The sequence below is a fragment of the Mycobacterium sp. 134 genome (assembly GCF_048282715.1).
Lineage (GTDB): Bacteria > Actinomycetota > Actinomycetes > Mycobacteriales > Mycobacteriaceae > Mycobacterium > Mycobacterium septicum.
Window position 1 is genome coordinate 2,878,210 of record NZ_JBLVUN010000008.1, and the last position, 22,888, is coordinate 2,901,097.

24 protein-coding genes, 1 tRNA gene and 1 pseudogene are annotated in these 22,888 nt (G+C 66.8%); 16 read left to right on the plus strand and 10 right to left on the minus strand.

The genetic code is table 11. The features are described from left to right. The 7 genes and pseudogenes from scpB (at window position 1) to ACNQVK_RS18530 (ending at window position 5,774) form a co-directional block, all read left to right on the plus strand. On the plus strand, window positions 1-738 hold the full coding sequence (gene scpB / locus ACNQVK_RS18500) for an SMC-Scp complex subunit ScpB (RefSeq protein ID WP_276130855.1): 738 nt from the start codon (window positions 1-3) through the stop codon (window positions 736-738). Between the two features lies 1 nt (window position 739). Next, window positions 740-1,483 carry a pseudouridine synthase gene (locus ACNQVK_RS18505; RefSeq protein ID WP_276130854.1) on the plus strand — a complete coding sequence of 248 codons (744 nt, stop codon included), beginning with the start codon at window positions 740-742 and terminating at the stop codon, window positions 1,481-1,483. Further along, window positions 1,480-2,166 (plus strand): (d)CMP kinase, encoded by a 687-nt coding sequence (cmk, locus tag ACNQVK_RS18510; protein ID WP_418030653.1) that lies wholly within the window; start codon window positions 1,480-1,482, stop codon window positions 2,164-2,166. Before ACNQVK_RS18505 ends, cmk begins: the two co-directional genes overlap by 4 nt. Next, window positions 2,163-3,582, plus strand: a pseudogene (der, locus tag ACNQVK_RS18515) (ribosome biogenesis GTPase Der). The gene cmk and the pseudogene der overlap by 4 nt, the downstream one beginning before the upstream one ends. An 85-nt stretch (window positions 3,583-3,667) precedes the next feature. Next, window positions 3,668-4,435 carry a sulfite exporter TauE/SafE family protein gene (locus ACNQVK_RS18520; protein WP_418034212.1) on the plus strand — a complete coding sequence of 256 codons (768 nt, stop codon included), beginning with the start codon at window positions 3,668-3,670 and terminating at the stop codon, window positions 4,433-4,435. Between the two features lie 243 nt (window positions 4,436-4,678). After that, entirely contained in the window at window positions 4,679-5,620 is a 942-nt protein-coding gene (locus tag ACNQVK_RS18525) for a sulfite exporter TauE/SafE family protein (RefSeq protein ID WP_418030654.1), read from the plus strand. Between the two features lie 80 nt (window positions 5,621-5,700). Continuing rightward, window positions 5,701-5,774 (plus strand) — tRNA-Pro (locus ACNQVK_RS18530). Window positions 5,775-5,843: 69 nt separating this feature from the next. Here the strand turns inward: ACNQVK_RS18530 and ACNQVK_RS18535 are convergent. From ACNQVK_RS18535 to ACNQVK_RS18550, 4 genes are all read right to left on the minus strand, one after another. Continuing rightward, window positions 5,844-6,077: a hypothetical protein gene (locus ACNQVK_RS18535; RefSeq protein WP_418030655.1), complete on the minus strand. Its 234-nt coding sequence runs from the start codon at window positions 6,075-6,077 to the stop codon at window positions 5,844-5,846. Between the two features lie 6 nt (window positions 6,078-6,083). Continuing rightward, the gene (locus tag ACNQVK_RS18540; protein ID WP_418030656.1) at window positions 6,084-6,404 is read right to left on the minus strand and encodes a nuclear transport factor 2 family protein; all 321 of its coding nucleotides are present in this window, start codon (window positions 6,402-6,404) and stop codon (window positions 6,084-6,086) included. 88 nt (window positions 6,405-6,492) lie between these two features. Next, window positions 6,493-6,852: a hypothetical protein gene (locus tag ACNQVK_RS18545; RefSeq protein ID WP_418030657.1), complete on the minus strand. Its 360-nt coding sequence runs from the start codon at window positions 6,850-6,852 to the stop codon at window positions 6,493-6,495. After that, a complete protein-coding gene (locus ACNQVK_RS18550) occupies window positions 6,849-7,601 on the minus strand; it encodes a hypothetical protein (protein ID WP_418030658.1) in 753 nt (250 codons plus the stop codon). The genes ACNQVK_RS18545 and ACNQVK_RS18550 overlap by 4 nt, the downstream gene beginning before the upstream one ends. A gap of 130 nt (window positions 7,602-7,731) precedes the next feature. Here ACNQVK_RS18550 and ACNQVK_RS18555 point away from each other — a divergent pair, with 130 nt between their 5' ends. Both ACNQVK_RS18555 and ACNQVK_RS18560 read left to right on the plus strand, forming a co-directional pair. Next, on the plus strand, window positions 7,732-8,028 hold the full coding sequence (locus ACNQVK_RS18555) for a hypothetical protein (protein WP_418030659.1): 297 nt from the start codon (window positions 7,732-7,734) through the stop codon (window positions 8,026-8,028). Between the two features lie 125 nt (window positions 8,029-8,153). Beyond that, the gene (locus tag ACNQVK_RS18560; RefSeq protein WP_418030660.1) at window positions 8,154-8,633 is read left to right on the plus strand and encodes a hypothetical protein; all 480 of its coding nucleotides are present in this window, start codon (window positions 8,154-8,156) and stop codon (window positions 8,631-8,633) included. A gap of 6 nt (window positions 8,634-8,639) precedes the next feature. Here ACNQVK_RS18560 and ACNQVK_RS18565 read toward each other — a convergent pair whose 3' ends face one another. The 3 genes from ACNQVK_RS18565 to ACNQVK_RS18575 all read right to left on the minus strand — a co-directional run bounded on the left by ACNQVK_RS18565 (window position 8,640) and on the right by ACNQVK_RS18575 (window position 12,794). After that, window positions 8,640-11,528 carry an RND family transporter gene (locus ACNQVK_RS18565; protein WP_418030661.1) on the minus strand — a complete coding sequence of 963 codons (2,889 nt, stop codon included), beginning with the start codon at window positions 11,526-11,528 and terminating at the stop codon, window positions 8,640-8,642. Beyond that, window positions 11,525-11,971 (minus strand): MmpS family transport accessory protein, encoded by a 447-nt coding sequence (locus tag ACNQVK_RS18570; RefSeq protein ID WP_418030662.1) that lies wholly within the window; start codon window positions 11,969-11,971, stop codon window positions 11,525-11,527. Before ACNQVK_RS18570 ends, ACNQVK_RS18565 begins: the two co-directional genes overlap by 4 nt. Window positions 11,972-12,221: 250 nt before the next feature. Next, complete coding sequence (locus ACNQVK_RS18575; protein ID WP_418030663.1) at window positions 12,222-12,794, minus strand: hypothetical protein; 573 nt, start codon at window positions 12,792-12,794, stop codon at window positions 12,222-12,224. A gap of 429 nt (window positions 12,795-13,223) precedes the next feature. Here ACNQVK_RS18575 and ACNQVK_RS18580 point away from each other — a divergent pair, with 429 nt between their 5' ends. The 5 genes from ACNQVK_RS18580 to ACNQVK_RS18600 all read left to right on the plus strand — a co-directional run bounded on the left by ACNQVK_RS18580 (window position 13,224) and on the right by ACNQVK_RS18600 (window position 19,343). After that, window positions 13,224-14,588, plus strand: a complete 1,365-nt coding sequence (locus tag ACNQVK_RS18580) for a flavin monoamine oxidase family protein (protein WP_418030664.1) — start codon at window positions 13,224-13,226, stop codon at window positions 14,586-14,588. Window positions 14,589-14,692: 104 nt separating this feature from the next. Then, window positions 14,693-16,000: a hypothetical protein gene (locus ACNQVK_RS18585; protein WP_418030665.1), complete on the plus strand. Its 1,308-nt coding sequence runs from the start codon at window positions 14,693-14,695 to the stop codon at window positions 15,998-16,000. After that, complete coding sequence (locus ACNQVK_RS18590; protein WP_418030666.1) at window positions 16,000-16,938, plus strand: glutamate ABC transporter substrate-binding protein; 939 nt, start codon at window positions 16,000-16,002, stop codon at window positions 16,936-16,938. The genes ACNQVK_RS18585 and ACNQVK_RS18590 overlap by 1 nt, the downstream gene beginning before the upstream one ends. 1 nt (window position 16,939) lies before the next feature. Then, a complete protein-coding gene (locus tag ACNQVK_RS18595) occupies window positions 16,940-18,934 on the plus strand; it encodes a tetratricopeptide repeat protein (RefSeq protein WP_418030667.1) in 1,995 nt (664 codons plus the stop codon). A 79-nt stretch (window positions 18,935-19,013) separates the two neighbouring features. Continuing rightward, complete coding sequence (locus tag ACNQVK_RS18600) at window positions 19,014-19,343, plus strand: DUF732 domain-containing protein (protein ID WP_418030668.1); 330 nt, start codon at window positions 19,014-19,016, stop codon at window positions 19,341-19,343. On the opposite strand, the gene ACNQVK_RS18605 is transcribed toward ACNQVK_RS18600, so the two are convergent. Beyond that, window positions 19,340-19,978 carry a TetR/AcrR family transcriptional regulator gene (locus tag ACNQVK_RS18605; RefSeq protein ID WP_418030669.1) on the minus strand — a complete coding sequence of 213 codons (639 nt, stop codon included), beginning with the start codon at window positions 19,976-19,978 and terminating at the stop codon, window positions 19,340-19,342. The genes ACNQVK_RS18600 and ACNQVK_RS18605 overlap by 4 nt on opposite strands. Window positions 19,979-20,058: 80 nt before the next feature. Between ACNQVK_RS18605 and ACNQVK_RS18610 the strand changes: the two genes are divergently transcribed. Then, entirely contained in the window at window positions 20,059-21,273 is a 1,215-nt protein-coding gene (locus ACNQVK_RS18610) for an oxygenase MpaB family protein (protein ID WP_418030670.1), read from the plus strand. Between the two features lie 12 nt (window positions 21,274-21,285). Here the strand turns inward: ACNQVK_RS18610 and ACNQVK_RS18615 are convergent, their stop codons facing one another. Then, complete coding sequence (locus tag ACNQVK_RS18615; RefSeq protein WP_418034213.1) at window positions 21,286-21,936, minus strand: glycoside hydrolase; 651 nt, start codon at window positions 21,934-21,936, stop codon at window positions 21,286-21,288. A 92-nt stretch (window positions 21,937-22,028) separates the two neighbouring features. Further along, window positions 22,029-22,280: a hypothetical protein gene (locus ACNQVK_RS18620; protein ID WP_418030671.1), complete on the minus strand. Its 252-nt coding sequence runs from the start codon at window positions 22,278-22,280 to the stop codon at window positions 22,029-22,031. An 84-nt stretch (window positions 22,281-22,364) separates the two neighbouring features. Here ACNQVK_RS18620 and ACNQVK_RS18625 point away from each other — a divergent pair, with 84 nt between their 5' ends. Continuing rightward, window positions 22,365-22,571, plus strand: a complete 207-nt coding sequence (locus tag ACNQVK_RS18625; RefSeq protein ID WP_418030672.1) for a three-helix bundle dimerization domain-containing protein — start codon at window positions 22,365-22,367, stop codon at window positions 22,569-22,571. Window positions 22,572-22,888 lie beyond the last annotated feature (317 nt).

Below are 22,888 nucleotides of genomic sequence, written 5' to 3' on the forward strand. Positions count from 1 at the left end.
ATGACAGACGAGATCTCCGATTCCGGAGTTCAGTCCGATGATGCCCCGGGTGATGTGATCCCGGTCGGAGATGACCTGGGCATCGACGTGGCGACGGTTCCCGAGCTCGAAGACGGTGAACTGGGTGCCGTACTCGAAGCGTTGTTGCTGGTAGTGGACACGCCGGTGACGGTGGATGCGCTCGCCTCGGCGACCGAACAACCCGCCTACCGGGTGATGGCCAAGCTGCGGCTGATGGCCGAGGACTTCGCCGCCCGGGACAGCGGCATCGACCTGCGCGAGGCCGCGGGAGGATGGCGGATGTACACCCGGGCGCGTTACGCCCCCTACGTCGAACGCCTGCTGCTCGACGGCGCCAGGTCCAAGCTGACGCGGGCAGCTCTGGAGACCCTGGCCGTGGTGGCCTACCGGCAGCCGGTGACCCGGGCCCGGGTGAGTGCCGTCCGTGGCGTCAACGTGGACGCGGTGATCCGCACCCTGGTGGCACGTGGCCTGATCACCGAGGCGGGCACCGATTCGGATTCGGGTGCGGTGACGTTCGCCACCACCGAGTTGTTCCTGGAACGGCTGGGCTTGTCTTCGCTCACCGATCTGCCCGACATCGCGCCGCTGTTGCCCGATGTCGACGTGATCGACGATCTGAGCGAATCACTTGGCGACGAGCCGCGTTTCGCCAAACTCAACGGTGGCTCAACCGGCAGCAATCAGCCGCTGGCCTTCGACGTGGACAAGGACTGACATGGCTGACGAAGAAGGCGTACGACTGCAAAAAGTGTTGTCCCAGGCCGGAATTGCTTCCCGGCGGGTGGCCGAACGGATGATCACCGACGGCCGGGTCGAGGTGGACGGCCGCCTGGTGACCGAACTCGGCACCCGGGTCGACCCGGCGGTCGCCGAGATCCGGGTGGACGGATCGCGCGTCGTGCTCGACGACACCCTGGTGTACCTGGCGATCAACAAGCCGCGCGGCATGATGTCCACGATGTCCGACGAGAAGGGCCGCCCCTGTGTGGGCGACCTGGTGGAGCACCGGGTCCGGGGCAACAAGAAGCTCTTTCACGTCGGCCGGCTCGACGCCGACACCGAGGGGTTGCTCCTGCTGACCAATGACGGGGAGCTCGCGCACCGGTTGATGCACCCGTCCTACGAGATCCCGAAAACGTATGTGGCGACGGTGATCGGCACGGTGCCGCGCGGACTCGGCAAGAAGCTGCGCGCCGGTGTCGAACTGGACGACGGCCCGGCCCACGTCGACGATTTCGCGGTGGTGGACACCGTGCCGGGCAAGACCTTGGTGAAGGTCACCCTGCACGAGGGCCGCAACCGCATCGTGCGGCGCATGTTGGCCGCGGTGGACTTCCCGGTGCAGGAACTCGTCCGCACCGACATCGGTTCGGTGGCGCTGGGGGACCAGCGGCCGGGCAGTATCAGGGCGCTCAGCCGTAAGGAAGTCGGCGAGCTTTATCAGGCGGTGGGAATGTGAGCGGGTCTCTGGTGGTGGCGGTCGATGGGCCGGCAGGAACCGGAAAGTCTTCGGTGTCAAAAGGTTTGGCGCAAGCCCTGGGGGCGAGCTACCTGGACACCGGCGCGATGTACCGGATCGTCACGCTGGCGGTCCTGCGCGCCGGGGCCGACCTGGACGATGCCGCGGCCATCGACGCGGTGGCGTCGGAGGCGGCGATCGGTGTGGGTTCGGATCCCGGTGAGGATCGCGCGTTCCTGGGTGGTGAAGACGTCTCGGACGAGATCCGCGGTGACGCGGTGACCCGCGCGGTGTCGGCGGTGTCGGCGGTCCCCGCGGTGCGTGCCCGGCTCGTCGATCAGCAGCGCGAGCTGGCATCTGCTGGTGGACGGGTGGTGGTCGAAGGCCGTGACATCGGCACCGTGGTGCTGCCCAAGGCCGACGTCAAGATCTTCCTGACCGCCTCGGCCGAGGAGCGGGCCCGGCGCCGCAACGCGCAGAACATCGCGAGCGGACTGCCCGACGACTACGCGACGGTGCTCGCCGACGTGCAGCGGCGCGACCACCTCGATTCCACGCGGGCCGTTTCCCCGTTGCGGGCAGCCGAGGATGCACTGGTGGTCGACACCAGTGACATGGACCAAACACAGGTCGTGGCACACCTTCTCGACCTGGTGACCCAGCATGCGGGGGTGCGCCGATGAGCGACTCTGATGGTGACGGCACCTGGTCGGACGAGAGCGACTGGGAGTTCAGCGACGAAGTTGCCGAGGTTCTCGAGGAGGCCGCCGCGCCGCCTCCGGTGGTCGCCGTCGTCGGCCGGCCCAATGTCGGGAAATCGACTCTGGTGAACCGGATCCTGGGGCGTCGCGAAGCCGTCGTGCAGGACATTCCCGGAGTGACCCGCGACCGGGTGTCCTATGACGCGAACTGGCTGAACCGCCGGTTCATGGTGCAGGACACCGGGGGATGGGAACCCGACGCCAAGGGCCTGCAGCAGCTGGTGGCCGATCAGGCCCTGGTGGCGATGCGCACCGCCGACGCGATCATCCTCGTGGTCGATGCGGTCGTCGGCGCGACCTCGGCCGACGAGGCGGCGGCCCGGATGCTGCGCAAGTCGGGCAAGCCGGTCTTCCTGGCGGCCAACAAGGTTGACACCCAGCGGGGCGAATCCGATGCCGCGGCACTGTGGTCGCTGGGCATCGGCGAGCCGCACGCGATCAGCGCCATGCACGGCCGGGGCGTGGCCGATCTGCTCGATACCGTGATGGAAAAGCTGCCCGAGGTTTCGGAGGTGGGTGGCAGCGGTGCCGGCGGCCCGCGCCGCGTGGCTCTGGTGGGCAAGCCGAACGTCGGCAAGAGTTCGCTGCTGAACCGGCTGGCCGGCGACGAGCGTTCGGTGGTGCACGACGTCGCGGGCACCACGGTCGATCCCGTCGACTCGCTGATCGAATTGGGCGGCAAGACTTGGCGTTTCGTCGACACTGCCGGCCTGCGTCGCAAGGTCGGCCAGGCCAGCGGCCACGAGTTCTACGCCTCGGTGCGCACCCACGGCGCGATCGATGCGGCCGAAGTGGCGATCATGCTGATCGATGCCTCCCAGCCGCTGACCGAGCAGGACCTGCGGGTGCTGTCGATGGTGATCGAAGGCCGGGCGGGCACTGGTCATCGCATTCAACAAATGGGACTTGGTCGACGAGGACCGGCGGTACCTGCTGGACAAAGAGATCGACCGGGAACTGGTGCAGGTGCAGTGGGCGCCGCGGGTCAACATCTCGGCCATGACCGGCCGGGCGGTGCAGAAGCTGGTGCCGGCGCTGGAGACCTCGCTGGCCTCCTGGGACAAACGGATCTCGACCGGACAGCTCAACAACTTCCTCAAGGAGATCGTCTCCGCGACACCGCCACCGGTGCGCGGTGGCAAGCAGCCCAAGATCCTGTTCGCCACCCAGGCGGCCACCCGCCCACCGACCTTCGTTCTGTTCACCTCCGGGTTCCTGGAGGCCGGTTACCGCCGGTTCCTCGAGCGACGCCTGCGTGAGCAGTTCGGTTTCGAGGGCAGCCCGGTGCGGATCAATGTCCGGGTCCGGGAGAAGCGCGGAGCACCGAAGAAGCGCTAGCGATTTGTGCACGCCGGGTAATGCCTGGCGTGACGAGCCGTGCACAAGTCCGGCCGATAGGGTGGCCCGAGTGTCTGTCACCCATATGATCCTGATCGCCCTGGCCGGCGTCGGCGCGGGAGCGATCAACGCCATCGTCGGGTCCGGCACGCTGATCACCTTCCCCACGCTGGTGGCGTTGGGGATTCCGCCGGTCACGTCGACGATGTCGAATGCCGTCGGTCTGGTCGCCGGCGGGGTTTCGGGCACCTGGGGTTACCGGCGAGAACTGCGCGGGCAGTGGAAGCGGCTGCGCTGGCAGATTCCCGGATCGGTGATCGGTGCCGGCCTGGGCTCTTGGCTGCTGCTGCACCTGCCGGAAAAAGTGTTCGTCACAGTGGTGCCGATCCTGCTCATCCTGGCCCTGGTTCTGGTGGTCGTCGGGCCGCGGATCCAAGCCTGGGCACGGCAGCGCGCGGAGGCGTCCGGCCAGTCGGCCGACCATGTCAGCCCGCAGCGCATGGCCGTGCTGGTGATCGGCACGTTCGCCGTCGGTATCTACGGCGGCTACTTCACCGCGGCCCAGGGAATCCTGCTGATCGCGGTGATGGGTGCGCTGCTGCCCGAGTCGATGCAGCGGATGAACGCCGCCAAAAACCTGCTGTCGTTGTTGGTCAACATCGTGGCGGCCCTGGCCTACACGATCGTCGCGTTCGACCGGATCAGCTGGGAGGCGGCGGGCCTGATCGCGATCGGTTCGCTGATCGGCGGATTCCTCGGCGCGCACTACGGCCGCCGGCTGTCGCCGAACGCGTTGCGGGCCGTGATCGTCGTGGTGGGCCTGATCGGGCTGTACCGGTTGCTGACGGTGTGAGCCCATCGGCGGGATTCCGCCCGGACTCTTGTAGGCTTGCTCAGTCTGTCTAACGACGAGGGAGAGGGGCGACCGGTGGCCGAACGTGCATACCGCACCGCACCGTCTGCTCTTGCTGCTCTCGAGCCGTTCTGGCCGTCGCGCCGGTTGATGGCTTTCGATGAATGGTGTCGCGCGCGCATCTGATCCGCGCCCGTCAGTCATCAGGTCGCCCGGCGACCACAATCGAAAGCAGCCGAACCCATGCGTTCGCTTCTGATCTTCACGCTCGTCGGCCTCGGGGCCCAGTTGGTCGATGGTGCGCTGGGCATGGCCTTCGGTGTCACCGCCTCGACCCTGCTGGTGCTCAGCGGGGTGGCCTCGGCGCAGGCCAGCGCCGCGGTGCACCTGGCGGAGGTCGGCACCACGCTGGCGTCCGGTCTGTCGCATTGGCGGTTCAAGAACATCGACTGGAGCATCGTGCTCAAGCTCGGTGTGCCCGGCGCGATCGGAGCGTTCCTCGGGGCCACGGTGCTCTCCTCGCTGTCGACCGAGGACGCCGCGCCGCTGATGGCCTCGATCCTGCTCGGCATCGGTGTGTATGTGCTGCTGCGGTTCTCACTGGGTTCGCCGCCGGCGTTCCGTACCGGCAGCTCCTCGCACACCGCGAAGTTCCTGACCCCGCTGGGCTTGTTCGGCGGCTTCATCGACGCCTCCGGTGGTGGCGGCTGGGGTCCGGTGACCACCAGCACGCTGCTGTCGCAGGGCAAGACCGCGCCCCGCACGGTGATCGGATCGGTGAGCGCCTCGGAGTTCCTGGTCGCGGTATCGGCGTCGCTGGGCTTCCTGGTGGGCCTGCGGTCCGACTTCCTGCACAACCTCCCGATCGTGGCGGGCTTGGCGGCGGGCGGCGTCCTGGCCGCACCGCTGGCCGCCTGGTTGGTGTCGAAGGTCAGCCCCGCGCTGCTGGGCACCGCGGTGGGTGGCGTGATCGTGCTGACCAATGCGCAGAAGCTGCTGAAGTACTTCGGCATTCACGGCGCGGCCTCGACGGCCATCTACGCCACGATCGCGATCGCATGGGCCGGGTTGGTGCTGTACGCCTGGCGCACCTCGCGGGCGCCGGAATACCTGCCCGAGCAGCTCGACGCCGAGGAGCATGCCGAAGAAGAGCTGGCAGACGAGCCGGACACCGCGGCGCGGTGACACAACGGGGGAGCGATTGGGGCGAAAGCGAGTCTCTACGGTAAGCTTTCGACTCGCTGCCGGTGCAAGCCGGAAGCAAGCGGGCTGTGGCGCAGCTTGGTAGCGCACTTGACTGGGGGTCAAGTGGTCGCAGGTTCAAATCCTGTCAGCCCGACAGATGAAGTAGCAGGTAAGAGGCGGTTTCCCGAGACAGGGAAGCCGCCTTTTTCGTACCCGGCTGATGTCAGCCCAGGCCGATTCCCAAACCGAACTCGACGTCCACGTTGACGCCCGGCGCACCGGTGACGGTGTCCGGGTTCGCGTTCGGGTTGCCGACGCAGTAATCGACCTCTACGCCATCGACAACGTCGCTGGTGCAGGTGGCGATCGGCTCGGCCGAGGCGTTCGGCGCGCCGACAATGGCGGATAGGGCGAGCGTGCTCGCCGCCATCGCCCGCCGCCCGAATCGTGCCAGCACAGCGTGCTACTTCGTGAGCAACGAGTGATACGGCTCGAACGAGACCTGTTCGACCCGACCGTGCTGCAGCTTGCCGTCGGCCACGGACCACACGGAGGTGACGCGGGTGCCATCCTCGTTCTGAAAGGGTTCGACCGCATAGATGTGCAAGTCGTCGACGTGATCGAGGAATTGCTGCACCCAGCGTTTGACGCTGTCTACTCCAGAGATTCTCCGACCGCTTGCTTCGATGACGATGTCGGCGGCGGCGAACCGGCCGAGGGCGGCGGCTTCGTGGGCGTACCAGACGTCGTTCCAGAACGCCGCGACGATCTCTGTTGATCGCATGTCTGCACGATCCCACTGTTCTGCCATGGCCGTAGGGATTTCGACATGTGTGGCAAGAGGCAGCTCTCGCGAACGGTCCTGCGGGTCGCTATCCCGACACCGCCCGACGGGACCCGGATTCGCCCGCCACCAATTCGAGGTTGTCGCCGACGTCTATCGTCACGACGGCCGTCGCCTGGAACAGGCCGTAGAAGTCGTCGGTCCTGGCGAAGGTGTGTGCGCGGGAGAACAACGGCTGCACGTCGAACACCCGCACCCGGAGCTTCTCGCGGGTGAGTCTGCCCAATTCCCGGCCGGATTCGGGATCGGTGATCACCTGGTCCGAATCGGAGTGCACGGCAAAAACCATGCCCGGCACCACACCTGCCTCAGCGCCGCGATTGATCACCAATGTGTAGTCGTCCTCGATGAGGGCGACCTGGCCCGAGAGAGTGTGCCCGTCGGTCATGACGCCGCCAGTGAATTGCTTTCTCGCAAGGACTTGGGCGCTGAGCCTGCCCTGATGCGCGGCCGTGAATCGTGGCCTTCCAGGGACAGCAGCGCGTCGACGTGGCTCGCCTCGTCCTGCTCCGTCCCGAGCGTGAGTTCGACGGCCGTCTTGGCCTGGAACAGCGCGATCATCGCGTGCTGCTGACGTTCGGCGCCGAATGCGTTGAGCGCGACCGCGAGCTTCTTGTCGACGTACTCGACCGAACGCTGCAATTCGGGCGCCGAGGCGCCCTGGCTTTCCACGCGAGGCGCGGGCTCAACGCCCAGTCCGCTGTACCAGCGGTGTGCGAGCGCACCGAGGGCGAACGAGCACACCGGGACCACCACGACGATGCACGCGAGGCCGAAAGAGTTCTGCAGTGCGATTGCGCCGACGATGCCCAGCAGCATGGTCACGCCCACCGCGGTCACCAGGCGCACGGCCGGCGGCACCGCCGCGATCGCACGGGACAACTGGCTCACGGCGCGAGTGCCTGACCGGGCCGCGTCGACGCTCATCTTCATCACGGCCGTGCCGGCAGTGCGCGCGATTCGCCCCACCTCGTCGGCCTTCTTGCGCGTCACCTCAGGCTTGGGCATCGACCACACGCGCTGCGGCTCCGGCTGCGGGCCGGCAATCGTCTGTGCTTCACCTTGCACCTGCTCAGCTTCCGGCCCGGAGGTCTCGGGCGCCGGCGCACCGTTTGTCACATTCGCATCAACAACCACATCTGCATCATCGCTCCGGTAGCGTCCGATATCGGTTCCGGCGCGCCGTAGATCAGCAATTCCACGGTTGGGTGTTGGCTCACACAGCGAATCCCTTCCCGCTACGGCCGGGCCGCGCTATGAATCAAGGGTGAGCAACCATGTGAACCTGACCGCGCAGGAAAGCTCGTTGATCGCCGAGAGCCATCTCGAGGCTCTGGCGCGCATGGACGAGAAGTCGCTGAAGGATCTGCAGAGTCGGCTCAGACAAGCACGTGAGAAGAACTTCAGCCTGTTGCGGCGCCAGGGCGCGGCTCGCGTCGAGGCCGAAGGTGGCCGGGGCGCGGCCCAGCCGGCCAACGAGAAGCGCGGCGAAAAAGTGGATGTCTTCGACGAGGCGCTGGCTCGAGTGACGCAGCGCCTGGAGGACATCAGCGACGCCGAGTAGCACCCGGCGGGCTTTCCTGCGAAAGCCCTGTCAGCACTGTTTCCCTGGGTCGAACCTGCGGTAGCGTTGTTAGTGGTTCTAGGTAATCCGGCAACGTCCGGTCGGGAAGCAGAGGAGCGGCCGCGGTGGATCTCGGTGTCTGGGGTGATCTCACGATTCTTGCCGCCGTGATGGCAGCGACCTTCGCGGCGTGTGTCTTCGTGTACATCGGCCGGTTGGAGAAGCGAACCCCTGCTGCGCTCGGTGAGAAAGTGGGCGCGCACAAGGCCGTTCTGGCCAAACTGCGCAAGCGCGAACCGATGTCGCGGGACGAGTTCGACTACGCGACCGAACTGGTGAACGACGCTCGATCACCGCTCGCCTACGCGATACCCGCCGTCCTGTTCAGCATGGGGTTCTTCTATGTGGTCGGCTGCCTCTACGAACTCCACGTTCACGGCGGCAACCCCTCGTTCCGGACGTTCATCGGGGGGATCCCGATGCTGACGTCGATGAACATCGCGGCGCAGTTGCGCCGCGTCGCGGCCTTGAAGGGGAAGCTCGGGCAGGTTTCGGTGGCGGCACCCGAACCCGCCGATGAGCTCAGTGCTGTTGGCGCGAACTGAATTTCGCTACTTGTTCGAGCGTGACGACCCGGCGACCGGGTCTCCGTCCTCCCACAACAACAGCTGGCGCACCGCTGCGCGCGAGCCGTAGGGCTGCAGCATCTGGCTCGCGGGGCGGGGGCGCACCCGCAGCGGCCACCAGAACCAGCGCCCGAGCAGGGTGGCGATGGCCGGCGTCATGAACGAGCGCACGATCAGCGTGTCGAACAGCAGACCGAGGGCGATCGTCGTTCCGATCTGACCGAGGATCCGCAAGTCGGCGAACACGAACGAGGCCATGGTGGCCGCGAACACCAGACCGGCCGACGTCACCACCGCGCCGGATCCCGCCATCGCCCGGATGATGCCGGTGTTCAGACCGGCGTGGATCTCCTCCTTGAACCGGGAGACCAGCAGCAGGTTGTAGTCCGACCCCACGGCCAGCAGCAGGATGACGGCCAGTGCGAGCACGATCCAGTAGAGGTCGATGCCGAGGATGTCCTGCCAGATCAGCACGGAAAGCCCGAACGAGGCGCCCAGGGACAGGGCCACGGTGCCCACGATGACGATCGCCGCGACGATGCTGCGGGTGATGAACATCATCACCAGCAGGATCAGGGAGAGAGCCGCGATGGCCGCGATCATGAGGTCGTACCTGGCGCCGTCCTGAATGTCCTTGTAGGTGGCGGCAGTACCGGCCAGATAGATCCTGGACCCGGCCAGGGGAGTGCCTTTGACGGCGTCCTGCGCGGCATGCCGGATGGCGTCGATGTGCGAAATGCCTTCGGGCGTAGCGGGATCGCCGTCGTGGGTGATGATCATGCGGGCGGCCTTGCCGTCCGGTGACAGGAAAAGCTTGAGCCCACGCTGGAATTCGGGGTTGGTGAACGCCTCCGGCGGCAGATAGAACGAGTCATCGGTCTTCGACGCGTCGTAGGCCTGACCCAACGCGGTGGAGTTCTGCAACGCCGCCGCACTCTGGTCGTTGAGGCCAGAATTGGTGGCGTAGTTCGTCATCGTCAGGTCGCGGTTGGTCTGTTGGCTGGCGATCTGAGGAGGAATCAGCGCCAACAACTTCGGCTGCAGCGCATCCAGCTTGGCGATACTTCCCGAGACGTTGCCCAGCTGGTCGGTCAGCGCGTCGATGCCGTCGAGTGCGTCGAAGACCGACCGCAGCGCCGCGCACATCGGGATATCGAAACAGTGCGGCTCCCAGTAGAAGTAATTGCGCAGCGGGCGGAACTGGTCGTCGAAGTCGGCGATCTTGTCCCGCAGGTTCTGGGCCGTGGCGACCGTCTCCTGGAAAGCCTTGCTCTGTTCATCGGTGATTGCGCTGGACTGCTGTTGAAGCGAATACTGCTGCCGCAGAACGTCGATCGAGTTGTTGATCACGTCCACCTGCTTGAGCAGGTCGGCCGTGCGGGCCTGCTGGAAAGGCAGATTGTTGATCTGCGCCGCACTGCTCGCGCTGATCTGGAAAGGAATCGACGTGTGGTCCAGCGGCGTGCCGAGCGGCCGGGTGATCGACTGCACCTGAGCGATGCCGTCGGTGTGGAAGACGGCCTTGGCGACGCGCTCCAGCAGGATCATGTCGGTGGGATTGCGTAGGTCGTGATCGGCTTCGACCATCAGCAGTTCGGGATTCAGCCTGGCCTGCGAGAAATGGCGTTCCGCGGCCGCGTAACCGACATTGGCCGGGGCGCTTGCCGGCATGTAGGGCCGGGCGTCGTAGCTCGTGCTGTATCGCGGCAGGGCGAGCAGACCGATCAGGGCGACGGCGATGGTCACCACCAGGATGGGCCCGGGCCAGCGGACGATGGCGGTACCGATGCGTCGCCAACCCCGGGTGCGCATCGGACGGGACGGCTCGAACAGGCCGAAGTGCCTGCCGATGACCAGGAGCGCCGGCGCCAGGGTCAACGCCGCCACCACTGCGACGAGGACACCGATTCCGGCAGGCACGCCGAGACTGTTGAAGTACGGGAGCCGGGTGAAGGTCAGGCACAACACCGCGCCGGCGATCGTCAGACCCGAACCAAGGATGATGTGCGCGGTTCCGTGATACATCGTGTTGAACGCCGTGACGCGATCCTGTCCGGCATACCGCGCTTCGTGAAAGCGGCCGAGGATGAAGATCGCGTAGTCGGTTCCGGCGGCGATGACCAGCAGCGTCAGCAGATTGGTCGAATACGTCGACAATTCGATGATGCCGGCGTTCGCCAGCACCGCGACGACGCCACGTGATGCGGTCAACTCGATCATCACCGTGAAAATCACGAGAATCGCCGTCGTGAAGCGACGGTAGAGCGACAGCAGCATCACCAAGATCACCCCCAGGGTGATCAGGGTGGTTTTCAGGGTGCCGTGGCGGCCCACCTCGAACTGGTCGGTGACCAGCGGAGCGGCGCCCGTGACGTAGGCCCTGACTCCGGGCGGCGGCGGTGTGTCATCGACGATGCGTCGCACTGAATCGACGGATTCATTGGCCAGCGACTCGCCCTGGTTTCCTGCGAGGTACACCTGCACCAGCGCGGCCTTGCCGTCGGCGCTCTGCGAGCCGGCCGCGGTGAGCGGATCGCCCCAGAAATCCTGGATATGCTGGACGTGCTCGGTGTCCTGGCGGAGCTTTTGGACCAAGCCGTCGTAGTAGTGGTGTGCGTCGGCGCCGAGTGGCTGATCGCCCTCCAGCACGATCATCGCCGAACTGTCGGAATCGAATTCGTCGAACACCTTGCCGATCCGCTTTGCGGCCTGCAACGACGGCGCGTCCTGGGGGCTCAGCGACACGTTGTGCGACTCGGCGACGGTCTCCAGCTGCGGCACGAAAACATTCGTCACGACCGCCAGTCCCAACCAGAACAGGGCGATCAGCACCGAGAACCGCCGGATCAGATCCGGAACCCGTTGGGCGCTCATCCGGATTTGTCCAGGCAGTAGGTGAAGGCGTTCAAGGTGTTCACTGTTCTCTCGTCCTTGACCACGTCGTCGATCTTGATCCGGCAGCCGATCGAGTCGCCGTTGCCCTGCGCTGAGACGTTCACCGCGACGGCGGGCTGGGTGGTGGTCGTGTCGTAGGTCCAGGGCAGCGTGACGGCGTCGGCGCGCTGCGGTTGGGCGTTGACGTCCATGTAGGTGATGGTCGCGATCGTGCCGGGCGGGCCGAAAACCTCCAGGACCACGTGTTTGGGGTTGAACGGCACGATGTCGCTTCCAGAGCCAATCGGTGTCGCCGTGACGTCCTCAGACGCGAAGATGCCGTGCAGCCGGAACACCACGAAGCCGGCCAGCGCGATCACCACTACCGCCACCAGGTACATCCAGCGTTGGACCAGCCGGCGTCCGATCGAAAACCGCTGCATCCGTGACCCTTTCAATGCGCGGTGACAGGCGCGGACCGCAAGAACATTCCTCTAGGACGACTAATCAACTAGGTTGACACGGTATGGCACCGGGCCGGGCGCCACAACCGCGTAGCTGCGGAATGTTCCTGTGCGTCACCTGGGAATCGGGCGACGGCTGTGGATCGAAGGTCGGTTGGCTACCGACGGAGAGAGGGGTGCAGGGACTCCACGACGGCCGATGGCAATGTCGGGCGTCGGCGGATGGACATTACGTCAGGTACGTTTCGTGACCGGTGGGGAATCCACCGCCGTTGGTGGCGATGTGCACGTGGTCGTAGTGGTTGGCGGTAGCTCCGCCGCGGTCCGACATCATTCGCGGGGCCTTGCCGCGGGAGTAGATCTGCTGCCGGAAGATCACGTGGTTCACGCCGAACCGATCGGCATTGTCGAGGACGTACGCGACGATCCGGTCTCCGAGGGCTTTGCCTTCCGGAGTGCTGTAGTTCGGGATCATCACGTCGATCGCCAACCCGTTCGGGTGCCACTTCATGGAATCGGCCCGGACCCCGCCGATGTCCAGGATCTCGGGGAACCGCGCGCTGACCGCGCGGGCCGCCAGGATGGTCTCGATCTGGAGGCCCTTCTCCGAGGCCCGGCCGGCGGGTAGCGGGAACCTCATGTTCCGGCGGACGGCGCGGTCGGCACGTGCAGCGGGTGCCGCAGGCGCGGCCGCCGGCTGGACGGCAGGGGGCGCGACAACCTCGGCACCGCCCTTGGTGGCCGGCACCGTGTCTGCGCCGACGACGAGGAGTGCGGCGGCAGGCACGACGACGGCAGCCATGGCTGCAGATCGGCGGCGCCGATCCTTTTTCAACTGGTGTCTACCCACGAGGACCGGACCCTACCGGCGGGGTGGACCATCCCCGGAATCGCGAAGTTGTCTGGTGCTGTCGATGGCAACTAGTTCGGCGGTCATCCGTCAACCGATGCTTGACGCGCACGGGCGTCCGGCGAACGCGAGGTGAACAGTGGGCGAACCCCGGCGTATCGGCAGGTCAGAAATCAGCGCACACGCGGCCACCGGTCCGGATTTCAGGGGGCGGGCACGGTGTGCCAGCGGGCCCGAAGTGGGCTCGATCGGAGTGATGTGTGCCCAGATGGGCAAAAGTTATGGCATTTACCACACCAGTCGGTCGACAGTGCCTACGCGGCGGCTGACGACGGCGTAATTTGAGCGAATCCAGCCCCGTCGAAAACGGGAGGTCGAGCCATGACAGATGTCGACTGTTGCGTGGTGGGCGCGGGCTTCGCAGGCCTCGCCGCGGCCTTGCGGCTCAAACAGGCGGGCCGCTCCGTGGCCCTGCTCGAGGCGCGTGACCGGGTCGGTGGCCGGACCTTCACCGAGGTGCTGGATGACGGAACGTGGATCGACCGCGGTGGGGCCTGGATCGGACCGGGGCAGGACCGCATCAAGGCCCTGATGGCCGAGTTCGGCGTCGAGGAGTACAAGGAGTACGTCGACGGCGACGCCATGATGATCCTCGACGGCAAACAGCACCGCTATTCCGGCACGATTCCGTGGGCGATGAGCCCGTGGGCGATCGCCAACCTCGGCGCCGGACTGCTCGAGGTGGAGTTGATGTGCAGGACCATTCCGTTCGATGCCCCATGGGAGGCGAAGAAGGCGGTCGAGTGGGACCGGATCAGCCTGGGGGAGTGGATCAACCGTCACATGCGCTCCAAGCAGGCGCGCGAGATGCTCGAGATGGCACTCGCCGGCATCTACACCTCGGCGGGATCCGAGGTGTCGTTGTTGTGGGCGCTTCACCAGATGGGGTCGGGCGGCGGCCCGGGCTTCGTCATCTCCAACAAGGGCGGCGCGCAGGACGCCCGGGTGCGCGGTGGCATGGGCGCCGTCTACGGACCGATGGCGGCCGAACTGGGCGGCGCGCTGCATCTTTCGCAGCCGGTGCACCTCATCGCGCACGACGACGAGGGCGTGACGATGCACGCCGAGAGCCTGACGGTGCGAGCGCGGCAGGCGATCGTCGCCGTCCCTCTGGCTGTGGCGAGCCAGATCATCTATGAGCCAATGCTTCCCGTGGACCGAATGTTCCTCCACCAGCGGATGCCCAGCGGTGCCGTCTTCAAGATCTCGGTCATCTATGACACGGCATTCTGGCGGGCCGACGGGCTGTGCGGACAGTCCGCCGCACCCGGCAGCCCCGCGACGCTGACCATCGACGCCTGCACCGACACCGGCACTCCCGGAATCATGTGCGTCATCACCGAGGGGCCCGCCGCCCGTCGGCTGGGGCTGCTCGACGCCGCCGAGCGCAAAGCTGTCGTGATCGGTGAGTTGATCGACCGCTTCGGTCCGAAGGCCGCGTCACCGGTGGGCTATCACGAGCAGAACTGGACGGTCGAAAGGTATTCGGGTGGCGGGATGATCAGTCACGCCGCGCCCGGTGTGCTCACCGAGTTCGGGCCCGCGCTGCGCGCCCCGTGCGGACGGATCCACTGGGCCGGCACCGAGAGTTCGGCCATCATGTGCGGCTGGATCGACGGTGCGGTGCGGTCGGGTGAGCGTGCCGCCGCCGAGGTGCTGGCCGCCGAGAGCGTGGCGGCTGCGTAATAAAGCCCACGTAGCGCGTTTGCGGGGGCTACCGTGCATTCGTCGGCGTTCGATCGAGTCCGGTATCGCTGTTCCGGGCCCAGCCCGCGACGAGGTGATGTCGAGTGCACAGCGGTGAGTTGGAGAGTCGGCAGGCGCTCACACTCGACGCGTCCGTGCTGGCCGACGCCGAGGAACCAGACCGCCCGGTTGTCGACTTCCTGCGGGCCACGCCCGGCCGGATCGCGGTGCTGGCCGTCATCGTGATCGCGGCGGTACTGACCGTGGGCGTGGCGGCATCGGCGACGGCGGCCGATCGGCAACGCGAGCTTCAGACCCTGCGGTCACACACCGAACCGCTGGCCGATGCCGCACAACGGATCTACAGTGCCCTGTCGTCCGCCAACACGACGGCGGCCACCGCCTTCCTCGCCGGCGGTGTGGAACCGCGCGATGTCCGCGATCGCTACGACGCCGCGGTCGGAGAGGCGTCGGCCGGCCTGGTTACCGCTTCGAATGGGGTGTCGCCCAACGATATCCAGTCGCTGACGTTGCTCACCGACCTGTCCAACCAGCTGGCGGTCTACACCGGCATGATGGGGACCGCTCGTGCGGCCAACCGCGACGGCCGCCCGATCGGCGTCGCGTACCTCAGCGAATCCTCCACGCTGATGCAGCAGTCCATCCTCCCGGACGCCGAGCGGTTGTACCGGACGCAGGCCGAGGCCGTCATGGCATCGGGACGGTCGGCTGCGGCGCCTCCTGCGTTGATCGCGGGAGCCGCGCTGGCAGTGGGGTTGTTGCTGTTCGCGCAGGTTTTCGTCGCCCGGCGCAGCCATCGGCGCATCAACCCAGGCCTGCTGTTGGCATCGGTGTTGATGATTGCGCTCGCTGTGTGGCTGACGGTGGCCGGACTCGTTGTGACGCATGCCGTCAACGGTGCCCGCGCGGCCGGAGGCGAGCCGCTCGAATCGGCGGTGACCGCCCGGATCCTGGTGCAGCAGGCCCGCGCGGACGAAATCCTCGGGCTGCTCAAACGCGGCTCCGACACACTCTCCGACATCCGATTCGAAGAACGGACCACGCAGGTGGGACGGATCCTCGACAGACATGCGGTCAACGGGGCGCAGGACGCGCTGCACGGCTGGAAAGCCGCACACGGCGAGATCCGCGGAAAGCTGGGCAGCGGTGACTATCCCGGTGCCGTGGCGATCGCACGAGACGACGAAATACGGGGTTCGACGGCACAGTTCACCCGGCTGGACCAGGCGTTGGGGGACGACATCGCACGATTGCGTGACCGGCAGCGCGACGGGATCACCCGTGCGTACGGGGCGCTGAGTGCGTTGCCCGCCGGTGCCGCGGCCATCGGTGTGCTGGCCGCGCTCGCTGTCGCCGCGGGCATCGCGCCGAGACTGAGCGAGTACCACTGATGCGGGCCGTAGCCGGATTCATCGTCGTCGCCGCGACCGTGGTGACGGGATGTTCCGCGACCCAACCGCTTGTCCAGGTATCGGCCTCGCTCACCACGATGCCGACGCCGAGCGGCGCCGTGGTGGCCTCCGGGGTTCGCGGCGTCCCGGTCGAGAGTTGCGATGCCACCGCGAGTTTGAGACCTTCGGCGGTGTCCGGACCGGCAGTGCAGGCGATCCGGCAGCGGGGCCGGCTGATTGTCGGTATCGATCAGAACACCAATCTGATGAGTTTTCGCGATCCCGTTTCGGGCGAATTGACCGGTTTCGACGTCGATATCGCGCGCGAGGTGGCCCGCGACCTGCTCGGCGACCCCGGCAAGGTGGAGTTCCGCCTGCTGACCTCGCCCGAGCGCATCACCGCCCTGCAGGACGGCACCGTCGACATCGTCGTGAAGGCGATGACGATCACCTGCGCCCGCGCCGAGGAGATCGCCTTCTCCACGGTGTATTTCGATGCGCACCAACGGCTGCTCGTGCCCAAGGACTCGCCGATCCGGGGACCGGCCGACCTGGCGGACAAGAGGGTGTGCTCGCAGGTGGACACGACATCGCTGGCCACGGTCGCCCGGGTGGCGCCGGCAGCGGTCCTGCTGGCCGTCCAGAATTGGGACGATTGCCTGGTGGCGCTGCAGCAGGGCCAGGCCGATGCGGTCAGTACCGACGACTCGATACTGGCCGGGATGGCCGTGCAGGATCCGTACCTGCACCTGGTCGGTCCGAGTCTGGAGGATGAGCCCTACGGCATCGGCATGAACAAGTCCCGTCAGGATCTGGTCCGGGCCGTCAACGCGAGCCTGGAACGGATCCGGCAAGACGGGACATGGTTGTCGCTATACCGGAAATGGCTCACGGTGCTCGGTCCGCCGAGTCCGCCGCTGCCGAGGTATCGAGACTGACATGGCGGAGCAGGAGGGAACGCGAGCCGTCCTGGTGACCGAGTCGTCACCGGTCAAGGTCGAGGGCACCCGCCCGCGGTTGCGTACCGGGCGTCGTCGGATCGGGGATGGCCTGGTCGAGATCCCGATCAGGGAGGACATCGAGCCTGCCGGCGCGCTACTCACCAATCCCGTTGTCGCCGAGTCGAAACGGGAATGCAGTGGCTGCGGCCGACCGGTCGGCCGGGGGACTGCCGGTGGGCCCGGGCCGTGCGAAGGGGTGTGCCCGCATTGCGGCGCGTTGTTCTCGTTCTCACCACAACTGGAGACCGGCGAGCTGGTTGCGGGCCAGTACGAGGTTCAGGGTTGCATCGCCCACGGCGGTGTCGGCTGGATCTATCTGGCCGTCGACCGCAATGTCAGCGATCGGTGGGTGGTGCTCAAAGGTCTGCTCCAACCCGAAGCGCAACAGGCACAGGCGATCGTCGTCGCCGAACGTCAGTTCCTGGCGATGGTGAACCACCCCGGCATCGTCAAGATCTACAACTTCGTCGAACACCCGGGGTTCGACGGGCGCCCGGTCGGCTACATCGTGATGGAGTACATCGGCGGGACCACGCTGGAAGCCATCCTTGCGAAACAGCAGGCAGCGTCCGGGGACCCGGCCAAACCGATGATGCCGGTGGAGCAGGCGCTGGGATACCTGCTCGACGTCATGCCGTCGCTGTCGTATCTGCACTCACTCGGCCTGGTCTACAACGATCTCAAGCCCGACAACATCATGCTCACCGAGGACAACATCGAATTGATCGACATGGGCGCGGTGTCCGGTGTCGGGGATTTCGGCTACATCTACGGCACCAAAGGGTTTCAGGCACCCGAGATCGTCCGGACCGGACCGTCGGTCGCCACCGATGTCTACACGGTGGGCCGAACCCTGGCCAAGCTGACCGTCGACCTGCCCAGCGATCGCTATGCCGAGACATTGCCCGCCCGCGACGAGGTGCCCTTGTTCGAGCGGTACGAATCCTTCTATCGGCTGCTCGTCCGCGCGACCAACCCTCGGCCGGCACAACGGTTCTCGTCCGTCGACGAGATGGCGGACCAGTGCCGGGGCGTCCTGCACGAGATCGTCGCCGAGCAGACGGGCTTGCCGAGTCCCCGGACGTCGACACTGTTCAGCGTGCCTCGCTCCACATTCGGCGTCGATCTGGCGTTGCAGGGCACCGATGTGTTCGTCGACGGGCGTCGGCGCAGCGTAGCGCTGGAGGCCCGCGACGTCGCGGACGGCCTGCCGGAACCGGTACCGGTCGAGGACGCCGAGGACGAATGGCGGGAGGACTGGGACGATGGGATCGCCGGCCTGGCATCCGGTGATCTCGGGGCGGCCCTGGCGAGTTTCGAGCGGGTCGCGGCCCTGCTTCCAGGTGAGCCCGCACCCAAGCTGGCCGCCGCCGCGACTGCCGAACTGCTGCTGGCCACGGACGACGCGCCGAACGCGGAACGGTTGCGGCAGTTGTCAGAACGGTGCTATCGGACGTTGTGGCGCACCGACCATGCGATGGTCAGCGCGGCGTTCGGCCTGGCCCGACTGCTCGCAGGCCAGGGCGACCGGCCCGCCGCGATCGATGTGCTCGATCACGTCCCGGTGACCTCACGCCACTACGGGGAGGCCCAACTGACGTCGGCGGTGATGCTGCTCGAGGGGCGGACCAACGCCGAGATCACCGAGGCGCAGTTGCGTGATGCCGCACGGCGCGTGGCTGCTCTGCCCGAGACCGAGCCGCGCGTTCTGCAGATCCGGGCGTTCGTTCTCGGTGTCGCGCTGGACTGGCTCCGGTCCGGCGCGCTGCCCTCGGCCGGCGAGCCGATCCTCGGCCATGCCTTCGACCAACGCGGTTTGCGCGTCGGCATCGAGGAGGTGCTGCGGGAGCTGGCGCGGCACTCGCCACGGCGGCGGCATCGTTACCGGCTTGTCGACGTGGCGAATTCGATCAGGCCGCCGAGCTGGATGTAGGGCCGGCGCGGTGAGAACCGGGCTGCGCCGACGGCGCGCGTCCGCGGGATCCTGACGCGGATCTGACAGTGTGACGAGCATGAAGGCGCCGATGATCTCCGTATTGGTGGCTGCGGCCGCGGCCGGGCTCGCCGTGGCCCCGGCGGCTCGCGCCGACGATCAGGGCTATCTCGCGGAGGTGTCCTCGCTGGGCCTGCCGGTCTCCGATGACAATCGGGACGTTCTCGTGCAGCTCGGTCAGCAGGCGTGTCTGAGTGCCCACGAAGATCCGGCGATGCGGCCCGATGATCTGGCGATGCAGATCGCCGAGGCCCGGTCGGCATATCCGTTCGAGAAGGCCACGCTCGTGGTGACCGCGGCGCTCCACAACTACTGCCCGGATGTGACGGCCACACAGGGCGTGAGCTAGTCGCCCGCCCGGGTGATCCCTCGCACCACCGCAACGCAGAGGTCGGCGCATTCGGCCGCGAGTTCCTCGGTGGTTTCGGCGGGATTCGCCAGCCAGGCTTCGATGATCTGGTTCACGCCACCGACCATGAACTGTGCGCCGCGGCGCAACTCGGCAGGGCCCGGTGTCGCGGCGTGCAGGACATCGGGCGCAAGCTGGACGATCAGGCCGGTGATCATCTCCAGGATGTGCGTGCGGTGCTCTGCCAGTCCGGCGACGCTGCTCACGTCGCCAGTGGCGATGCGGTGGATGTGGGGGTCGGCCGCGATGATGTCGAGGAACGCGGTGAGCGCCGACCGCAGCTTGTCGGACAGCGTGCCCGGGTCCCCGACGCCCGCGTTCACCAGCGCGGTGAGCAGCTGATCCCGCACGTCATCGGAAATGGCGAACAGCAAGGCGTCTCGGCTCTCGAACTGTTCGTAGAAGTAGCGCGAGGTCAGCCCGGCGGCGGTGCAGACGGCCCGCACGGTCACCTCGGTGATCCCGGATTCGCCCCAGATCTGGCGTCCGGCGGCGAGCAGCTTGCCTCGTCGTTCCGTGCGGCGGTCGGCCGCACTGACGCCGCCGTAGCCGCGCACCACCTGTACGCGCTTCATTGACAGCACCCTACCCGGCGCCTACATTCTGACTACGTATGTAGTCAGTCATCTCGGCCCGTTCTGTCCAGGAGGTCACGTTGAACATCCCGGCTCGCCATCCCGAACGGCCGCTCGCCGTTCCCGGTGCCATTCGGACGTTCTCGATGATGCTGGGCGTCCGCAACCCCGACGCGCAGCAGTGGCGCCGCTTGGGCGAGCGATTGACGGTCGGGGACGAGCCGATGGACCGCCTGGTCGACTGGATGTCGTCGGCGGGGATGGCGCAGATGCGTCCCTTGTTCGAGAAGGCTCTGGCCGAGGGTATCGACAACGTGCCCGACGCCCCGGAACCGTTGCGCGAGTTCTTCATCGGCGTCGAGACTGTCCCGGCGTGGGTGGACCGCGACAAACTGCGCAAAGGGCAGCGCGCACTGCTGCGGGGCGGTTCCGACGGCATGTCGATCGCGCGTGACGTGTCGCTGCTCGGCGGTTATCAGTTCTCCGGGTTCAACAAGACCCTGCTGCGCACGGGTGCCCTGGAGAAGGGGTCGAACAAGCGCTTCGCCGAGACGATGCAGTGGGCGATGGACGTCATCTCCGACGGCGGCCTCGACCCCCTGGGGGCCGGGTACCGGTCCACCCTGCACGTGCGGTTGATCCACGCGTTCGTGCGTCGCCACGTGGCGACGATGCCGGACTGGCGCGCCGACGAGTGGGGGGTACCCGTCAACCAGACCGATATGGCCGCGACACTGGTCGGTGCACTCGTCGCGCCGCCGGTGGCCTCGCTCGCGATGGGAATCCTGCCTGCGCCAGGCGAACTCGACGCCATCGCGCACCTGACCCGCTATGTCGGTTGGCTGATCGGCGTGGAGGACGAATGGCTGCCCAGGACCTTCCGCGAGAGCATCCGCGTGCTCTATCACACGTCCACCGCGCTGGCCGTTCCCGACGAGACGACGCAGCAGTTGTCGGTTCCGATGGCCGAGGACCCAATGTCGTGGCACTACCGCGGTATCGGGGGCCTGCGTCGCCGCCTGGCATGGGCGCAGCACCTGTCGATCACCAGCGCGTTCCTCGGGCCCAGTGCGATGCGTGTCCTCGGGCTGCCCGCCTACATGCCGCCGTGGTATCCGCTGGTCAAGATGCCGGTGAATCTGGTGCGCAGCGCCGCGGCGATGGCATCGCCGAGCGGCATGGATCGCGCGGTATCCCGCGGACAACGCGAGCAGCAAGCCCTGCTGCGAACCATCATCGGCGACAGCGTGGCCACTATCGGCGAGTCGGCGGTGTATGTGAGCAGCGCGGCCTGACCGCGAGTCCGTCTAGCGGCTCATGGAGCCGATGAAATAGGTTTCGTGGCCCGTGGGGTAGCCGCCGCCGTCGGTGGCGATGTGGACGTGGTCGAAGTGGTTGAGGGTCTCGTTCCCGTAGTCGGCGGTCCAATGCGGCGCTCCGATGCCCGGATAGAGGCCCTGCCGCCAGATCACGTGCAGCACACCCCACCGCTTGGCGTTGGCCAGGGCGAAACCGGCGATCTGGTTACCGAGTTCGATGCCCTCCTTGGAGTGATACTTCGGGATCATCACGTCGATCGCGAGACCGTTCGGATGCCACTTCAGCGCATCCTGCCGATACCCGCCGATGGTGGTGATCTCGGGGAACATCACCGCGATGGCGCGGGCCACCCAGATGGTCTTGACCTGTAGGCCGCCCTCGGGTGCCGGGCCCTTCGGCAGGGAGAACTGGAAGTCACGGGCCACCACGGGTGCGCTGGCCGCCACCAACTCGGCTTGATGAGCCGCCGGCGCCGGCTGCTGCTGCTCTACGGGCGCCGTCGCCGCAGGGACCTCGGCGCAACATTTCGACTCGGTGTTCTGGACATAGACCATGCCCGCGGCAACGGTGACCGAGACCGCGAGTGCCAGCAACCGACCCCTGCCGCCGGCCAACCGTCGTTTCCCCACGGCAGCAATTTACTGCGCTCGCAAGTCCGGTGAGACAGGAACGGCGTCCGGCAACCTCATGTCTTTCTCCACGGCACCCGGAATTGGCCGAAATCGGGCCGTCAGGGCCCGCCCGGTGCCGTCTCGGCCTCGCGGTGCGGGCAGGTTTCGGGGAACCTGCGATGAATGGCGTCGATCAGGTGATGCGTCTCGTACAGATCGGCACGCAACTTGCCGGCCTCGCGGCGATCGCATGCCGACGCACGGCTCTTGCGCCGCTCCGCCTTCTCCAGGCGCGTCGACACGTCCTCCACGTGCCGCCACAACTCACCCAGGAGGGACTGAGCCTGTGCGGTGTCGGCGGAGTGGTCCACGTTACGGATCGTGCCATCTGTGTCTTCATTCCGCTCAGTTCCCCAGATCTTGACTAACGCGCAGGTCCAGCGGATTCTGAAGCCATGGTCAGGATCAGCGAAGAAATCATGATCGCCGAACTGCTGATCCGCCTCGGGGCGGCCTACCCGGACACGACCGACGAGGACATCACAGGATGTGTCCGCCGCGCCCAGGAACACTTCCAGTCCAGCCCCATCCGCGAGTTCGTGCCGTTGCTGGTGGAGCGGCGCGCGCGAGCGGAGCTCGCCCGGCCGATCGTCGGGGTCTGACCGCAGCGCCAGGGCGCGGGCATCATCCGCGCGACCAGGCCCGCTCGCAACAGCTCGGATCGTCCTGATTTGATCGGCCTGAGCCGAACCCGCGCAAACGTTGCAGCCAGCGAGTATCGGTAATTGACGGCCATGTTTCCCGTTGACGTGCGTTGACAGCTAATCGGCCCACTCCTAACCTCCCGCCCAGGCTCGGCGACGATGGGAATGAATGTGGGATCCGCACGGGAGTGCTCGGACAGCGCGGCAACGACGCCGCTGTCGCCGTCATGCGTCGCCGTCCCGCGGCGATCGGGGTAACCCCGTGCCTGTCTTCC

Bases quoted from the DNA above. Each gene is read 5' to 3' on its own strand.
- ACNQVK_RS18625 (WP_418030672.1), top strand. From the start codon at position 22,365: ATGGTCAGGATCAGCGAAGAAATCATGATCGCCGAACTGCTGATCCGC.
- ACNQVK_RS18565 (WP_418030661.1), bottom strand. From the start codon at position 11,528: ATGAGCGCCCAACGGGTTCCGGATCTGATCCGGCGGTTCTCGGTGCTG.
- ACNQVK_RS18595 (WP_418030667.1), top strand. From the start codon at position 16,940: ATGGCGGAGCAGGAGGGAACGCGAGCCGTCCTGGTGACCGAGTCGTCA.
- ACNQVK_RS18505 (WP_276130854.1), top strand. From the start codon at position 740: ATGGCTGACGAAGAAGGCGTACGACTGCAAAAAGTGTTGTCCCAGGCC.
- ACNQVK_RS18540 (WP_418030656.1), bottom strand. From the start codon at position 6,404: ATGCGATCAACAGAGATCGTCGCGGCGTTCTGGAACGACGTCTGGTAC.
- ACNQVK_RS18545 (WP_418030657.1), bottom strand. From the start codon at position 6,852: ATGACCGACGGGCACACTCTCTCGGGCCAGGTCGCCCTCATCGAGGAC.
- ACNQVK_RS18525 (WP_418030654.1), top strand. From the start codon at position 4,679: ATGCGTTCGCTTCTGATCTTCACGCTCGTCGGCCTCGGGGCCCAGTTG.
- ACNQVK_RS18590 (WP_418030666.1), top strand. From the start codon at position 16,000: ATGCGGGCCGTAGCCGGATTCATCGTCGTCGCCGCGACCGTGGTGACG.
- ACNQVK_RS18580 (WP_418030664.1), top strand. From the start codon at position 13,224: ATGACAGATGTCGACTGTTGCGTGGTGGGCGCGGGCTTCGCAGGCCTC.
- ACNQVK_RS18520 (WP_418034212.1), top strand. From the start codon at position 3,668: ATGATCCTGATCGCCCTGGCCGGCGTCGGCGCGGGAGCGATCAACGCC.
- scpB (WP_276130855.1), top strand. From the start codon at position 1: ATGACAGACGAGATCTCCGATTCCGGAGTTCAGTCCGATGATGCCCCG.
- ACNQVK_RS18605 (WP_418030669.1), bottom strand. From the start codon at position 19,978: ATGAAGCGCGTACAGGTGGTGCGCGGCTACGGCGGCGTCAGTGCGGCC.
- ACNQVK_RS18570 (WP_418030662.1), bottom strand. From the start codon at position 11,971: ATGCAGCGGTTTTCGATCGGACGCCGGCTGGTCCAACGCTGGATGTAC.
- ACNQVK_RS18600 (WP_418030668.1), top strand. From the start codon at position 19,014: ATGAAGGCGCCGATGATCTCCGTATTGGTGGCTGCGGCCGCGGCCGGG.
- ACNQVK_RS18575 (WP_418030663.1), bottom strand. From the start codon at position 12,794: ATGGCTGCCGTCGTCGTGCCTGCCGCCGCACTCCTCGTCGTCGGCGCA.